This window comes from Mesorhizobium sp. KACC 23794 (assembly GCF_052180275.1).
In the GTDB taxonomy this organism is placed as follows: Bacteria; Pseudomonadota; Alphaproteobacteria; order Rhizobiales; family Rhizobiaceae; genus Kumtagia.
On sequence record NZ_CP197465.1, the window covers coordinates 6,012,827 to 6,027,040 of the forward strand.

General features: G+C 63.6%; 15 protein-coding genes. 5 read left to right on the forward strand and 10 right to left on the reverse strand.

Annotated elements, in window-relative coordinates; genetic code table 11:
- Positions 1–161 precede the first annotated feature (161 nt).
- Positions 162–1,319, forward strand: coding sequence for a fumarylacetoacetate hydrolase family protein (locus ACSBOB_RS29175; protein ID WP_442579518.1), 1,158 nt, complete (start codon positions 162–164; stop codon positions 1,317–1,319).
- A gap of 319 nt (positions 1,320–1,638) precedes the next feature.
- Here ACSBOB_RS29175 and ACSBOB_RS29180 read toward each other — a convergent pair whose 3' ends face one another.
- The 10 genes from ACSBOB_RS29180 to ACSBOB_RS29225 form a co-directional block, all read right to left on the reverse strand.
- The gene (locus tag ACSBOB_RS29180; RefSeq protein ID WP_442579519.1) at positions 1,639–2,922 is read right to left on the reverse strand and encodes an L-fuconate dehydratase; all 1,284 of its coding nucleotides are present in this window, start codon (positions 2,920–2,922) and stop codon (positions 1,639–1,641) included.
- Positions 2,923–2,969: 47 nt separating this feature from the next.
- The gene (locus tag ACSBOB_RS29185) at positions 2,970–3,701 is read right to left on the reverse strand and encodes an SDR family oxidoreductase (RefSeq protein ID WP_442579520.1); all 732 of its coding nucleotides are present in this window, start codon (positions 3,699–3,701) and stop codon (positions 2,970–2,972) included.
- Between the two features lie 200 nt (positions 3,702–3,901).
- Positions 3,902–4,357: a MaoC/PaaZ C-terminal domain-containing protein gene (locus ACSBOB_RS29190; protein WP_442579521.1), complete on the reverse strand. Its 456-nt coding sequence runs from the start codon at positions 4,355–4,357 to the stop codon at positions 3,902–3,904.
- Position 4,358: 1 nt separating this feature from the next.
- Positions 4,359–5,426, reverse strand: a complete 1,068-nt coding sequence (locus ACSBOB_RS29195; protein WP_442579522.1) for a Gfo/Idh/MocA family protein — start codon at positions 5,424–5,426, stop codon at positions 4,359–4,361.
- A 252-nt stretch (positions 5,427–5,678) separates the two neighbouring features.
- Positions 5,679–6,008, reverse strand: a complete 330-nt coding sequence (locus tag ACSBOB_RS29200) for an L-rhamnose mutarotase (RefSeq protein WP_442579523.1) — start codon at positions 6,006–6,008, stop codon at positions 5,679–5,681.
- Position 6,009: 1 nt separating this feature from the next.
- Positions 6,010–7,128 carry a mandelate racemase/muconate lactonizing enzyme family protein gene (locus ACSBOB_RS29205; protein ID WP_442579524.1) on the reverse strand — a complete coding sequence of 373 codons (1,119 nt, stop codon included), beginning with the start codon at positions 7,126–7,128 and terminating at the stop codon, positions 6,010–6,012.
- 14 nt (positions 7,129–7,142) lie between these two features.
- Positions 7,143–8,240, reverse strand: a complete 1,098-nt coding sequence (locus ACSBOB_RS29210) for an ABC transporter ATP-binding protein (RefSeq protein ID WP_442579525.1) — start codon at positions 8,238–8,240, stop codon at positions 7,143–7,145.
- A gap of 184 nt (positions 8,241–8,424) precedes the next feature.
- Complete coding sequence (locus ACSBOB_RS29215; RefSeq protein ID WP_442579526.1) at positions 8,425–9,291, reverse strand: carbohydrate ABC transporter permease; 867 nt, start codon at positions 9,289–9,291, stop codon at positions 8,425–8,427.
- Between the two features lie 2 nt (positions 9,292–9,293).
- Positions 9,294–10,190, reverse strand: a complete 897-nt coding sequence (locus ACSBOB_RS29220) for a carbohydrate ABC transporter permease (RefSeq protein WP_442579527.1) — start codon at positions 10,188–10,190, stop codon at positions 9,294–9,296.
- 192 nt (positions 10,191–10,382) lie between these two features.
- The gene (locus tag ACSBOB_RS29225; protein ID WP_442579528.1) at positions 10,383–11,702 is read right to left on the reverse strand and encodes a sugar ABC transporter substrate-binding protein; all 1,320 of its coding nucleotides are present in this window, start codon (positions 11,700–11,702) and stop codon (positions 10,383–10,385) included.
- A 169-nt stretch (positions 11,703–11,871) separates the two neighbouring features.
- Between ACSBOB_RS29225 and ACSBOB_RS29230 the strand changes: the two genes are divergently transcribed.
- The 4 genes from ACSBOB_RS29230 to ACSBOB_RS29245 all read left to right on the forward strand — a co-directional run bounded on the left by ACSBOB_RS29230 (position 11,872) and on the right by ACSBOB_RS29245 (position 14,194).
- Positions 11,872–12,657, forward strand: a complete 786-nt coding sequence (locus ACSBOB_RS29230; protein ID WP_442579529.1) for an IclR family transcriptional regulator — start codon at positions 11,872–11,874, stop codon at positions 12,655–12,657.
- A gap of 77 nt (positions 12,658–12,734) precedes the next feature.
- Positions 12,735–13,571 carry an amidohydrolase family protein gene (locus tag ACSBOB_RS29235; RefSeq protein WP_442579530.1) on the forward strand — a complete coding sequence of 279 codons (837 nt, stop codon included), beginning with the start codon at positions 12,735–12,737 and terminating at the stop codon, positions 13,569–13,571.
- Between the two features lie 47 nt (positions 13,572–13,618).
- Positions 13,619–13,906, forward strand: a complete 288-nt coding sequence (locus ACSBOB_RS29240) for a type II toxin-antitoxin system RelE/ParE family toxin (RefSeq protein WP_442579531.1) — start codon at positions 13,619–13,621, stop codon at positions 13,904–13,906.
- Complete coding sequence (locus ACSBOB_RS29245) at positions 13,907–14,194, forward strand: addiction module antidote protein (protein ID WP_442579532.1); 288 nt, start codon at positions 13,907–13,909, stop codon at positions 14,192–14,194.
- The last annotated feature ends 20 nt before the right edge of the window (positions 14,195–14,214 follow it).

The following is a 14,214-nucleotide window of genomic DNA, read 5'->3' on the forward strand; positions in this document are numbered from 1 at the left end:
AGCGGATCGTCGGGCGCATGATCCCGACCGCGTGTCGCCGGTCAAGCGCCTCGAATGTGGAAACCGCCAATCTTTGTTTGGTCCAGCCCTCGCAGTCCCGGCGAAACTGGGTAGTATGCGCCGCCGGCCAGAGGCCGGGCAATTCACGACGGGGAGAGACCATGACCGATCTGCTGCAACTGCCCGGCGAGGGTGTCTTTGTCGGCCGGGCGCGCGCGGCCGGAACGCCGCATCCGCTGGTGGTCACGGTGCGCGGCGGCGAGGTCGTCGATATCACCTCGAAGGAGGCGCCCCTGGTACGTGATATCTGCGAGATGGATGATCCCGCCGGCTATGTCAAAGCAGCGACGGGCCGGCCCCTCGGGCCAGTTGCGCAAATTGCCGAAAACAGCATCGAGGCCGGCCGTGACGCGGCAAAACCCTACCTGCTCTCTCCTGTCGACCTGCATGCGGTGAAGGCTTCAGGCGTGACTTTCGTCGTCAGCCTGCTGGAGCGCGTCATCGAGGAACAGGCGCGCGGCAATCCTGAAAAGGCCGATGCCATCCGTGCCGATATCGCCACGCTGATCGGCCACGATTTGTCGAAGCTGAAGCCGGGTTCGCCCGAAGCCATGGAGATCAAGCGAAAACTGATCGAGCGCGGCGCCTGGTCGCAATATCTGGAGGTCGGCATCGGCCCGGACGCCGAGATTTTCACCAAATGCCAGCCCATGGCCTCGGTCGGCTTCGGCGCGGATGTCGGGCTGCACCCGGTTTCGACCTGGAACAATCCGGAACCGGAGATCGCGGTGATCGCCGCCAGCAGCGGAAAGATCATCGGCGCCGCCCTCGGCAACGACGTGAACCTGCGCGACGTCGAGGGCCGCTCGGCGCTGCTGCTCGGAAAAGCCAAGGACAACAATGCGTCCGCCGCGCTCGGGCCTTTCATCCGCCTGTTCGACGAGACCTTTTCGATCGCCGACGTGAAATCGGCCAAGGTCTCTTTGAAGGTCGAGGGCGAAGACGGGTTCACGCTCGAAGGCTCAAGCTCGATGGCCGAGATCAGCCGCTCGCCGGAAGAACTGGTCGCCGCCGCAATGGGACGCCACCATCAATATCCGGACGGCATGGCGCTCTATCTCGGCACCATGTTCGTGCCGTCGAAGGACCGCGGCGAGAAAGGCAAGGGCTTTACGCATCACGGCGGCGACATCGTTACCATCACCACGGAAAAGCTCGGCGCGCTGACCAATCGCGTGCGGCTTTCGACCGAATGCGCGCCGTGGACTTATGGGGCAAGCCGGCTGATGCGGGATCTCGCGGGGGCCGGGTTGATTTAGAGAGGCTTGAGGGTGCGTCCTTCGAGGCTCGCTCGCAAAGGCTTTCACCATTTCTGGAACGTTGTGCGGGCTCGCACCTCAGGATGAGGACAGGCGGAGCTGGGCCGCTAATCGTCGAGGCAGAACTGTTCATTCCTTGGCGCAGAACGGTTCGTTCCTTGGCGCTGCCGAAATAATAGCCGTTGGTATCTGATGAGTGTACGTGCGCGTTCGGTGCAGATGAGCGTTGCAGCCCCGCCCGTCCTCATCCTGAGGTGCGAGCCCGCACGATGTTGAAAATGTGGAACAATCGTCAACTGGCGAGCCTCGAAGGACGCACCTATTCAGCCACCTTCCCGAACTCATACGCCTCGATAGAATCCGGCTTCATCTCGATGGAAAAACCCGGCAGCTTCGGCGGCATGTAGGCAGCGTTTTCGATCACGCAGGGTTCGACAAAATGCTCGTGCAGATGGTCGACATATTCGATCACCCTGCCCTCCTTCGTGCCCGAGACAGCGACATAGTCGATCATCGACAGGTGCTGCACATATTCGCAGAGCCCCACGCCCCCCGCATGCGGCCACACCGGCAGGCCATATTTGGCGGCCATCAGCAGTACCGCCAGCACCTCGTTCAAGCCGCCCATGCGGCAGGCGTCGATCTGCACGATGTCGATGGCGCCGCCGGCGATCATCTGCTTGAAGATGATGCGGTTCTGGCACATCTCGCCGGTGGCGACCTTGATCGGCGCCACCGCCTCGCGGATGGTTTTATGGCCGGCCACATCGTCAGGACTGGTCGGCTCCTCGATGAAATAGGGCTTTGCGAAAGCCAGCTTCTTCACCCAGTCGACCGCCTGCCCGACCTCCCAGACCTGGTTGGCGTCGATCATCATGTAGCGGTCGGGACCGAGCACCGCGCGCGCGATCGTTAGCCGGCGAATATCGTCCTGCAGATCACGGCCGACCTTCATCTTCACATGGTTGAAACCCGCGTCGACCGCCACCTGGCAGAGCCGCCGCAGCTTGTCGTCGTCGTAGCCGAGCCAGCCGGCCGATGTCGTGTAGCAGGCGTAGCCCTCGCGCTCCAGGATGGCGATGCGCTCCGCCTTGCCAGGTTCGGCGCGGCGCAGGATTTTCAGCGCCTCGTCCGGCGTCAGCGCGTCGGTCAGGTAGCGGAAGTCAACGATTTTCACGATCTCTTCCGGGCTCATCTCCGCGACCAGCCGCCACACCGGCTTGCCGGATTGTTTTGCCAGCAGGTCCCAGACCGCGTTGACCACCGCGCCGGTCGCCAGATGCATGGCGCCCTTGTCCGGGCCGATCCAGCGCAGCTGGCTGTCGCCCGTGACATGCCGCCAGAAGCGGCCGGGGTCTTCGCGGATCCAGTCCAGTTCGAGGCCGACCAGCAGATGCGTCATCGCCTTGATGGCAAGGCAGCAGATGTCGTTGCCGCGGCCGATGGTGAAGGTCAGGCCGTGGCCCTCGAAGCCGCCGTCGGTTTCCAGCACGACATAGGCGGCGGAATAATCCGGATCCGGATTCATCGCGTCCGATCCGTCCAGGCTCTGCGAGGTCGGGAAGCGGAGGTCGTGGGTACGCAGGCCGGTTATGCGGGTCATTTTTTTGTCCGTCAGTCTTGCTCTCGCCGGAGTGCCGGCGTCCTAACTCAGATCGTCCAGCCGCCGTCGATGGCATAGGCCTGCCCGGTCGTGTAGGTCGCGCCGGCGAGGTAGACGGCGAGGTCGGCGATCTCTTCCGGCGCGCCTAGGCGGCCGATTGGCTGGCGCGAGATGAAGGCGGTGCGGGCTGCGTCATAGTCGCCCTGGGCGCGCAGGCGGTCCTGCAAGGACGGGCTTTCCACCGTGCCGGGGCAGATCGCGTTGCAGCGGATGCCCTTGCCGACATAATCGGCGGCGACCGACTTGGTCAGCCCGATGACGGCTGCTTTGGTGACGCCGTAAGCAAAGCGGTTGGGCACGCCCTTCATGCTGGAGGCGACCGACGCCATGTTGACGATCGCGCCGTCGCCGCGCTCCAGCATGCCCGGCAGCACGGCGCGGATGGTGCGCACCATGGCGCGGACATTGAGGTCGAAGGCGAAGTCGAGATCAGAGTCCGGCATCTCAAGGATCGAACCGGCATGGACGAAGCCGGCGCAGTTGAAGAGCACGTCGACGCGGCCGATCTCGGCCACCGCCGCGCTGACGGCGGCATCGTCCAGCACATTGAGTTTGCGGATCGAAATATCCGTCTCGCCCGCGAGTTCGGCGAGCGCCTTCTCGTTGATGTCGGTCGCATGCACGATTGCGCCGGCGCGGGCGAAGGCAAGCGCCGAGGCGCGGCCGATGCCTTGCGCGGCGGCGGTGATGAGGACGATCTTTCCGGTGAGGTCTGTCATTGTGTTGGCCCTTTGAAATGTTCGGCGCCGGTGTTGGTGAATGGTGAATGGTGAATGGTGAATGGTGAATGGTGAATGGTGAATGGTGAATGGTAGAGGCCGGTTGGAAACCGGCTGGTCAACTAGGCAAACGCGGCAGTGATACTTCTACCATTCACCATTCACCATTCACCATTCACAAGACCCATCGCGCACCGCTCCTATTGCACATCCTTCGGCCGCCGCTCGACGACATAGATATGGTCCGCCGCCAGAACGACCTCGCCGCGCTGGTTGATCACTTCGTTGCGCTCGATCACGCGGCCGGCGTCCGGGCGCTTCGGATCGTCCTCCTTGGCGGTGATGGTGGCGCGCGTCTTGATCGTGTCGCCGATGAAGACCGGCCGGATGAAGCGCAGCCGGTCGTAGCCGTAGGAAAAGGCGACCGGATTGATGACGCTAGCGGTCAGGCCGACGCCAATGGAAAACACCATGGTGCCGTGGGCGATACGCTGCCCGAACGGCGTCGTCTTCATGTATTCGGCGTCCATGTGGTGCGGAAAGAAGTCGCCGGTGTGCCCGGCATGGACGACGAAGTCGGTCTCGGTGATGGTGCGGCCGAGCGTGGTGCGCGAGAAGCCGATTTCATAGTCCTCGAAATAGGTAACCTGCTCCATTTCAGGGCCTTTCAGCTATCGGCGTAGCCGGCGCGGCGCTCGATTGATAGGCGGCCTCAACCAGCGCCATGGTCGACCAGGAATCCTCAACCGAACTCACCAGTTCGGCATCCTCGCCGGCGACGAAACGCTGCAGATTGGCCATGCGGCCGACGAAACCGTCCGGGAACCAGGTGCCCGACAACGGCACGTTCACCCAACCGTCACCGCCCTTCGGATAGATTTCAAGAATGTCCGGCTCGCCCCTGGGATAGTCGAGATTGACGCCGAGCTTGAGGTAGGCCGCGCCCTCGGTGCCGCAGATGCGGAACTCGCAGGCCTGGTATTTGCGGCCGAACTTGTGGTCGTGGTTGATCGAGAGGTTGCAGCGCAGGCGATCGCCATAGTCGAGGATGGCGCTGGTGCGCGTCTGCGCCACCGTGTGGCTGGGATGGCCGAGCGTTTTCGCGTGCACGCCCTGCGGGTCGCCGAGAAGCTGGCGGATCAGGTCGAGATAATGGATCGAATGCAGCGCGATCTCGACGCGCTGCGCCTTGAGCAGGAATTCCCACAGATGCCAAGGCGTGTCGAGCGCCAGAAGCGCATCGAAATCGACCACCTCGCCGAGCCAGCCTTTGGCGATCGCGTCCTTCAAGGCGAGCATCATCGGCGCGAATCGAAGCTGGAAATTGACGGCCGCGACGAGCTTCTTTTGCCGGCAAATCTTCAGGATCTCCGTGGCGCCGGCAAGGTCGGCGCCCATCGGCTTCTGGATCAGCGCGGCGGAGCCGTCCGGCAGCGCGGCAAGCACCTTCGCATGGCGGTCTGGCGGCGTAGCGAGGTCGAAGATGGCGTTCTCGACCGCCGCCGCCTCGGCGACCGAGGCAAACGCTTTTACGCCCCAGGCGGCGGCGAGTTTTTCAGCCTTGGCGCGGTCGGGGTCGTAGAGCCCGGCGATCGGCACGCCGCTCTTCCGGTAGGCGGGATAGTGCGCATCGCCGACGATCGAGCCGGCGCCGAAGGTGACCACCGGGCGCGGGTTTGAGGGGGCGGGCCAGGATTGGGCGAGGGAGGATGGGGAGAAGGTCATGGCGCTTTCCCTCCCCCTTGAGGGGGTCCGAAGGACGGCCCGAAGGGCCGGGTGGGGTCCACGCGGCCGTACGCCAACCTCCTCTCCCCCCTTGAGGGCGAGATGGACGCGAAGCGGCCAGAGGGGGTCCGTGCGGCCGCGCGCCGACCTTCTGACTCGGCGGTGCAAGAAGAGGCGCCGAGCACTGCCGCGGCAACCCCTCCCCCGGCCTTCGGCCGGACCCTCCCCTCAAGGGGGAGGGGGACGTCAGCGCTAATCCACATGAAACACATCTTCCATCTGCGCCCACCACTCGCCGTCCTTGCGCGTCTCCAGCGGGGCCTGCATGGGCATGCAGATCGACCACCATTCCTGGGTCTTCGGATCGGCGGCCATCTTGGCGGAGTCGGCGGCGAAATCCGTGCCGTGATATTCGAAATAGGCGAAAAGCAGGTTTTCCGGCTCCTTCAGGAAGATCGTGTAGTTCTTGATGCCGCAAGCGGCGATGGTCGCCAGAACCTCCGGCCAGACGTCGGCGTGGATGCGCTTGTATTCGGCGATCGCCTCGGGCTTGATGCCCAGAATGCTTCCCATGCGCTGCATGTCACTTCCTCCCCAAAATCTCTCTGGTGAACTCGGAAACGCTCAGGCGCTTCAGCGCGTCCCAGTCCCAGTCGATGCCGAGGCCGGGTTCGGAAGGGGCGAGGGCGTGGCCGTCGACGATCTCCATGTGCTTGCCGGTCAAATCATCGAGTTGCGGAATGTACTCGACATATTTGCCGTTCTGGATGGCGCAGACCAGGCTGACATGCAGTTCCATGAGGAAATGCGGGCAGACCGGCATGTCGAAGGCTTCCGCCACATGGGCGACCTTCAGCCAGGGCGTGATGCCGCCGATACGGCCGACATCGACCTGCACGATCGAGCAGGCGCCCTTCTGCATGTACTCGCGAAAATGTCTGATAGAATAGAGCGACTCGCCGACGGCGATGGGCGTGGAAGTGGAGCGGTTGAGCCTGATATGGCCGTCGATGTCGTCGGCCGGCAGCGGTTCCTCGATCCAGGCAAGGTCCAGCTCGCGCAGCCGCCCTGCCCGGCGGATCGCCTCGTCGACGGCAAAACCCTGGTTGCAGTCGGTCATGATCTCGTAGCCGTCGCCGACCGCCTTGCGCACAGCAGATAGACGAGCAAAATCCTCGGCGCCGCTCGGCTTGCCGATCTTGACCTTCGAGCCGCGGAACCCCTTGGCCTTGGCCTCTACCGCGTCGTCGACCAGCGCCTCCGGCTCGATGTGCAGCCAGCCGCCCTCCGTGGTGTAAAGCGGGCAGCGGTCCCTGGCGCCGCCGGCCAGCTTCCACAGCGGCAGCCCCTGCTTCTTCGCCCGCAGATCCCAGAGCGCGGTATCGATGGCGCAGAGCGCGATGGCCGTGATCGCGCCGATGGTGGTGGCGTGGGTGGCGAATTCCAGTCTGTGCCAGATCGCCTCGATCATGTCGGCATCGTCGCCGATGATGCGCGGGGCGAGGTGGTCGGCCAGGAGCCGCATGACCGACGAGCCGCCGGTGCCGATCGTGTAGGAATAGCCGGTGCCGGTCGCCCCATCGGAATCGGTGATGGTGACGATCGGCGTTTCCTGGCTGACAAAACTCTGGATGGCGTCGGTGCGCACGACCTTGGGAACAAGGTCCACCATCCGCAATTCAACTTTTTCGATCCGTGCCATCCTGTCGCCCTCCCTTAGCGCCTCAGCGTCCTGCCCGTCGCCGCATCGAACAGATGCGCCTGGCTCAAGTCCAGACTCATGCCGACACGGTCCCCCGGTTTCAGCGGCTTTGGGTTCAGCATGCGCGAAACCCATTCCCTGCCGTCGAAGGATGCGAACACCAGCGTTTCGTTGCCGAGCGGCTCGGTTATCGCCACCGGCAGTTCGATCGCATGGACCTCGGCCGCCTCGCCCGAATGGATGCCGTGGCCGGTGGGATAGATGTCGTCGGGGCGCAGGCCGAACACCACCTTCTGGCCCGCGGTGACGCTGTTCTTGAACTGCACCGGCAATGGCAGGGTCGCGCCTCCCGGAAAGGCGAGCGCACCGTCATAAACCACTGCCTCCTGCAAATTCATCGGCGGCGAGCCTATGAAGCCGGCAACGAAGCGCGTCGCCGGACGCTTGAACACCTCGTCCGGCGTGCCGACCTGCTCGATATGGCCATCACGCATGATGACGATGCGGTCGGACAAGGTCATCGCCTCCACCTGGTCATGGGTGACATAGATCATCGTCGTCTGCATGCGGGCGTGCAGCTTCTTGATCTCGGTGCGCACCTGGCTGCGCAGCTTTGCGTCGAGATTCGAGAGCGGCTCGTCGAAGAGAAAAACCTGCGGGTTGCGCACGATCGCCCGGCCCATGGCGACACGCTGGCGCTGGCCGCCGGAAAGCTGCGACGGGCGGCGTTCGAGAAGCTGTTCCAGGCCGAGGATGCCGGCGGCTTGCGCGACGGCCTTGTCGATCTCCGGCTGCGGACGCCCTGCAATCTTCAGCGAAAAGCCCATATTCTCGCGCACCGTCATGTGCGGATAGAGCGCGTAGGACTGGAACACCATCGAGATGTTGCGCGAGCGCGGCGGCAGGTCGTTGACCACCTTGCCGCCGATCCTGATCTCGCCGCCCGAGATCGGCTCCAGCCCGGCGATCATGCGCAAAGTCGTCGACTTGCCGCATCCCGACGGGCCGACCAGCGCGATGAACTCGCGGTCGGCGACTTCGAGGTCGATGCCGTGCACGACCGGCGTCGCGCCGTAGCGTTTTTCGAGTTTCTGAAGGGAGACGGTGGCCATCAGGCTGTTCCAATAGTTTGGATTTGCAGGCTTGCGCCCCCTCCACCGCCTACGGCGGTCCCCCTCCCCCGTAAACGGGGGAGGATCAGGGGCATGCCGGCGGTGCCGCCGCGGATCCTCCCCTGCGAAGCGGGGGAGGGGGACCACGCGTAGCGTGGTGGAGGGGGCCTATTGTGCAACATCATCACCCCTTCACCGCGCCCGACGTCAGGCCGCCGACGAGATGTTTCTGGACGATGAAGGTGAGGGTCAGCGCCGGCACGATCATCACCACGGCCAGCGCGCACATGCCGCGCCAGTCGATGGTGAACTCGGACGTGTAGTCGAGCAGGCCGACCGGCAAGGTCTTGGAATTGACCGATCGCGTCAGTTGCGAGGCGAGCGCGAACTCGTTCCACGAGGTCAGGAAGGCGAAGATCCCCGCCGAGGCGATCCCCGGCCCGGCCAGCGGAAACTCCACCTGCCAAAAAGCCTGCCACGGCGTGCAGCCGTCGATCTGGGCGGCCTCCGCCAGATCCTTCGGCACCTGCCGGAAGAAACCGTCGATCAGCCAGATGGTGAAAGGGATGTTCAGCGCCACATAGGCGAGGATCAGGCCGAAATGCGTGTCGATGATGCCTAGCCGCGCGTAGACGAAGAACAGCGGCAGCGACAGCGCGATGCCGGGCACGGTGCGCGTCAGCATAAGGCCCAAAAACATGCCGGACTTGCCGCGAAACCGGTAGCGGGCGAAGGCGTAGCCGCCGGCCATGCCGATGGCGACGGCGATCGCCGTCGAGGTAACCGAGATGATCAGCGAGTTGCGGAAATAGTCCAGCACCGGAATGCCGCCCTTGCCGATGCCGGAAAACATCGAGACATAGGCATCGAAGGACAGTTCCTGCGGAATCCAGACCGGCGGCTTGGCCATGATCTCGACCGTCGGCCGCAGCGACGACAGCACGATCCAGACGCCGGGCACGCAGATAAAGAGCATGGCCAGGAACAGGCCCGCGAGATGAGCAACCTTAAGGATACGGCGCTTGAGCGCGGCGGAAGCGTTGTCCTCCATCGTCACCACTCCGCTCCGATCTGGCTGCGCGCGGCGGCGAGCTTCCGGAAGAAATACACGGTAAACAGGATCGACAGCAGGATCGAGAAGTAGGCCATGGCGTTGGCAAGCCCCATGCGGGCGTCGCTGTAGGCGGTGCGGGCGACCAGCGTCCACAACAACTCGGTGCGGCCGGCCGGGCCGCCATCGGTCATGATCTTCACGATGTCATAGGCGCGCGCCACGTCGAGCGAGCGGATGGTCATGGCGATGTAGGCGAACGGCATGACGAAGGGCCAGATGACATAGCGAAAGGTCTGCCATGGCGTGCAGCCGTCGACGCGCGCCGCCTCGATCGGTTCCTTCGGCATGGCGAGCAGGCCGGCAAGGATGAGGATCGCGAAGACCGAGGTCGACGACCAGATCTCGGCCGTCAGGATGGCAATGAAGGCGAGATGCCCCTCGATCAGCCACGGGATCGCCTGATCGGTCAGGCCCAGCGCCTGCAGCGCGTTGTTCACCAGGCCGATATTGTCGTTGAACATGAACTTGAACTGGAAGCCGACGAGGATCGGAGAGAACATCATCGGGAACATCATCAGCGTGCGCAGCACGCGCTGGCCGCGCGTCGCCTTCTCGACCAGCAGCGCCAGCCCGAGCCCCAGAAGCATTTCGAGATTGAGCGCCACCGTCAGCAGCAACACGGTGCGGCCGAAGGCGACCCAGAAATTCCAGTCGGAAAGGATGGAGACGTAGTTGCGGAAACCGACGAAGACGAAGAACGTCTCGGGCTTGGTGAGGCGGAACGACGTGAAGCTGGAATAGAAGGAGAGCAGCAGCGGCACGACGACCACCGCCGCCAGCACGATGATCGCCGGCAGGAGAAGCAAGGTTGGTGCGGAGGGTCTCCAGCCTTTCATCGTGGTCCTGTTTTGCATGACGTGGATGAGGCTCGGTGTCACCCTCCCCCTTGCGGGGAGGGTCGGCGAGCGATCGGAGCGAAGCGAAGATCGTGAGACGGGGTGGGGGTGAAACCGGAATAAGGATACCTTTAGACCCCCACCCGGCCCTGCGGGCCACCCTCCCCGCAAGGGGGAGGGTAAGCGTGAGGCTCACAACTCCCCGGCGTCCTCAAGTATCTGCGTCGCCTTGGCGGCCGCGTCGTCAAGCGCCTGCTTGGAGGTCTTGTCGCCGAGGATGGCAGCCTGCAGTTCCGGATAGACGGCGTTGGAGATCTCGATCCAGGACGGCGTCTGCGGCACGGCGAAGGCGTTCGCGGCGGCTTCCTGGAAAGCCTTCAAGACCTCGGTCTTGTAGGGATCGGCCTTAGCCTGTTCGATGTCCCACTCCCAGACGGCGGTGCGGGTCGGCAACGGGCCGGCGGCGGCTTCCAGCTTCTGGCTGTCTTCATTGGTCAGCCACCAGACGAGCGAGGCGGCGGCCTCCTTGTTGGCGCAGCTTTCGGTCACCGAGAAGCCGTGATGGCCGGCCCAGCCGGTGCGCTTGCCCGACGAACCTTTTGGCTGAACCTTGACGCCGACATTGCCGGCGACCTTGGACGCTTTCGGGTCGTTGAAGAAGCCGGCCCAGCCCGGCCAGTCGAGGTTGAGCGCCACGGTGCCCGAGGCAAAGCCCTGGCCGAGATCGTCCCACAGATAGTTGGTGGTGCCGGCCGGAACGGCCTTGGCCTTGTAGAGGTTGACGAACCAGTCAAGCGCCCGCACGCCGGCTTCCGAATTGAAGACCGGCTTCTTGTCCTTGTCGAGATATTCGCCGCCCTCGGCAATCACCATCTCGTAGAAGCGGCCGTTGATCGCCTCTTCCTTGCCGGCAAACTGCGTGCCGTAGAAATCCGGCGGCGAGGCGAAGAATTCCGCCTGCTTGGTCACGTCGGCCCAGGTATCCGGCGGGGTCAGCTCCTCGCCAGTCTTCGCCTTGTAGGCGGCCTTCTTGGCTTCGTCGTTGTAGAGGCTCTTCTGGTAATAGAGCGCCGACACGTCGAACTGGGCGCGCGGCAGCATCACCAGCTTGCCGTCGATGGTGGACGCCGCGATGTTGGTGGGCACGAAGGCGTCGATCTCGGCCTTCGGCAGAAGCGCCGTCAAATCGGTGTAGATGCCTGGATATTGCGGCGCGAAGGACGAGTGGTTGGAGCCGACGCACCAGCTTATCGAGCCGGTGGCAATGTCGGACTTGATCTCCTTGTCCAGCTCGAAATGGTTCTTCTTGGAGATGACGTTGACTTTTGCGCCCGTCGCCTTCTCCCAGTCGGCGATGCGCGCATAGAGCGCCTCATACTGCTGGCCGCCGATCAGTTTTGCATCGATGGTGACGCCGTCGAACTTGCCCGGCAGGTCCTGCGCGAACGCCGCGCCTGCGCCAAGCGCCAATGCAATCACCCCGGCTGACACGCCGGAAAGCAGTCTCTTCATCCGATCCTCCCTTGGGCGCGGCCACGCCGCGTCAAAACCTGAAACGCCCATGAATGAGTGTTTCATTCATATACAAAGATCATTTTCATGGATCGGTCAAGCGCGAATTGCTTTTGGCGATTGCTTTGTGCGTATATGCAGGCGAGAATTCACAGGGGAGGATGTGCGCATGGAAGACGAGGAATCGGACCGCTATCGCGCGCCGGCGCTCGACAAGGGCCTCGACATCCTGGAACTGCTGGCCGGCGTCGACGGCGGGCTGACCCAGGCGGAGATCGCCAAAAAACTCGGCCGCAGCCCCAACGAGTTCTACCGCATGCTCGACCGGCTGGTGAAACGCGGCTACGTGACCAAGCCCGACGGCGACCGCTATTCGCTGACGCTGAAACTGTTCGGCCTGGCCCAGCTTCACGCGCCGGTGCGCCGGCTGGTCTCCTACGCCACCCCGCTGATGCGTGAACTGGCGGAAACCTCGCGGCAGGCCAACCAGCTCGTCGTCTTCGACCGTGGCTCGGCCGTGGTCATCGCCCAGCAGGAAGCGCCGGGATACTGGGGAATCTCGATCCGCGTCGGCTCGCATATCAGCCTGTTCGACACCGGCTCAGGCCACGTCCTGCTTGCCTTCCGCCCGCAGGAGGAGCGGCAGATGATGATTTCCGAACAGCTGCGCAGCACAGAAAAGCCGGCGCAGCCGCCCGAATTCTTCAACCGGCTCGACCAGATCCGCGACCGCGGCTACGAGATGATGGCCAGCCTGCAGACCGCCGGCGTCTACAACCTCTCGGCCCCGGTGCTCGGCCCCGATGGCAAGGCGATCGCGGCGCTCACCGTGCCCTATATCACGCTGGTCAACCTGGCCTCGGCGCCGGATATCACGCAGACCATCGAGCTCTTGCTGGCGACCGCCGAGCAGCTTTCGCGATTGGCCGGCTCCGATGTGGCACAGGCCTTGTAGAGCCGGCAACTCCAGTTTCTTATTTGAAGGCTCAATTCTTCTGTGAGCGAAATATCTAAAGGTCGGGGAGGACCAGAATGATCATCGACACCCATCTGCACATCGTCGACCAGTCGGCGCTACGCTATCCGTGGCTGGCAGGCGCTCCGGCGCTCAACCGCACTTTCTCCTACGAGGAATACGCGCGGGAGGCCAGGCGCGGCGGCATCTCGCAGACGCTGCACATGGAAGTCGACGTCGCGCCGGAGGACATCGAGTCCGAGATAGACTATGTCGTCGCCAAGGCCAAGGAGCCTGGCAGCCTGCTGGTCGGCAAGATCGCCGCCTGCCGGCCCGAGGACGACGGTTTCGCCGCTTATGTCGAGAAGGTCCGCGCCAATCCGTTCGTCAAGGGTTTTCGCCGCATCCTCCACACACTGCCCGACGACCTGTCCGAGGGTGCAACGTTCCGCCAGAACATCAAGCGCCTTTCGGGCACCGGCCTGACCTTCGATCTCTGCGTCTTCCCGCACCAGCACGAACGGGCGATGGCCCTGATCGACCTCGCGCCCGACGTGCAGTTCGTGCTCGACCATTGCGGCGTGCCGGACATCAAGGCCGGCGACATCCATGCCTGGCGGCAATCCATGACGGAGATCGCGCGCCGCCCCAATGTCATCGGAAAAGTTTCAGGCGTGGTCGCCTATGCCGATCCCGAAAACTGGACGGTCGAGACGCTACGCCCCTATGTCGAACATACGCTCGGCGTGTTCGGCTGGGACCGCGTGGTCTGGGGCAGCGACTGGCCAGTCTGCACGCTGGGCGGCGGGCTGTCGACCTGGCTGGCGGCAACGCAAGCGCTGGTCGCCGGCGCCAGCGCGGAAGAAAGGACAAAGCTGTTTTCGGGCAATGCGAAGAGGGTGTGGGGTTTGTAGGGTTCTGCAAGCACAATCAACTTCGGCCTAAGAGGGTCACCGTTCAGATGTTCGAAATCGCCCAGACGGCGGAATTCGTAGCTTGGGTGGGTGATCTCGCCGATAATCGTGACAGAAACCGCATCTTGCAGCGAATCGACCGGGCAAGGGCGGGATTACTCGGCGACGTGAAATATTTCGACGGTATCGGCGAGATGCGCATCGACCACGGACCAGGATACCGCCTTTACTTCATTCGCCACGGGAGTAGACTCATTGTCCTGTTATGCGGTGGCGACAAGTCCACGCAACAACGCGATATCCGACGCGCGCTGATGCTCGCCAAGGAGGTATGAATGCCACTCAAGACATATCCATTCGACAGTTCGCAGTATCTTGGCAGCGACGAGGCGCAGCGCGAATTGCTGGCCGATGCGATGGAAAGCGGACACCCTCCCTACATTGCCCATGCAATCGGCGTCGTTGCGCGCGCTCGCGGCATGACCAGCATCGCGCAGGAGGCAGGCATACCGCGCGAGAAGCTCTACGAAGCGCTGGTCGACGATACCGAACCCGATATCGAAACGCTCCTCGACGTGCTGAAGCGGCTTGGCATCGAACCTTCCAACTTGGCGGCGGAATAATTCCGCTGAGCGGTGTCGGC

Excerpts from the sequence above, each read along its gene's own strand:
- ACSBOB_RS29175 (WP_442579518.1), top strand. The coding sequence starts at position 162 with ATGACCGATCTGCTGCAACTGCCCGGCGAGGGTGTCTTTGTCGGCCGG.
- ACSBOB_RS29180 (WP_442579519.1), bottom strand. The coding sequence starts at position 2,922 with ATGACCCGCATAACCGGCCTGCGTACCCACGACCTCCGCTTCCCGACC.
- ACSBOB_RS29185 (WP_442579520.1), bottom strand. The coding sequence starts at position 3,701 with ATGACAGACCTCACCGGAAAGATCGTCCTCATCACCGCCGCCGCGCAA.
- ACSBOB_RS29190 (WP_442579521.1), bottom strand. The coding sequence starts at position 4,357 with ATGGAGCAGGTTACCTATTTCGAGGACTATGAAATCGGCTTCTCGCGC.
- ACSBOB_RS29195 (WP_442579522.1), bottom strand. The coding sequence starts at position 5,426 with ATGACCTTCTCCCCATCCTCCCTCGCCCAATCCTGGCCCGCCCCCTCA.
- ACSBOB_RS29200 (WP_442579523.1), bottom strand. The coding sequence starts at position 6,008 with ATGCAGCGCATGGGAAGCATTCTGGGCATCAAGCCCGAGGCGATCGCC.
- ACSBOB_RS29205 (WP_442579524.1), bottom strand. The coding sequence starts at position 7,128 with ATGGCACGGATCGAAAAAGTTGAATTGCGGATGGTGGACCTTGTTCCC.
- ACSBOB_RS29210 (WP_442579525.1), bottom strand. The coding sequence starts at position 8,240 with ATGGCCACCGTCTCCCTTCAGAAACTCGAAAAACGCTACGGCGCGACG.
- ACSBOB_RS29215 (WP_442579526.1), bottom strand. The coding sequence starts at position 9,291 with ATGGAGGACAACGCTTCCGCCGCGCTCAAGCGCCGTATCCTTAAGGTT.
- ACSBOB_RS29220 (WP_442579527.1), bottom strand. The coding sequence starts at position 10,190 with ATGAAAGGCTGGAGACCCTCCGCACCAACCTTGCTTCTCCTGCCGGCG.
- ACSBOB_RS29225 (WP_442579528.1), bottom strand. The coding sequence starts at position 11,702 with ATGAAGAGACTGCTTTCCGGCGTGTCAGCCGGGGTGATTGCATTGGCG.
- ACSBOB_RS29230 (WP_442579529.1), top strand. The coding sequence starts at position 11,872 with ATGGAAGACGAGGAATCGGACCGCTATCGCGCGCCGGCGCTCGACAAG.
- ACSBOB_RS29235 (WP_442579530.1), top strand. The coding sequence starts at position 12,735 with ATGATCATCGACACCCATCTGCACATCGTCGACCAGTCGGCGCTACGC.
- ACSBOB_RS29240 (WP_442579531.1), top strand. The coding sequence starts at position 13,619 with ATGTTCGAAATCGCCCAGACGGCGGAATTCGTAGCTTGGGTGGGTGAT.
- ACSBOB_RS29245 (WP_442579532.1), top strand. The coding sequence starts at position 13,907 with ATGCCACTCAAGACATATCCATTCGACAGTTCGCAGTATCTTGGCAGC.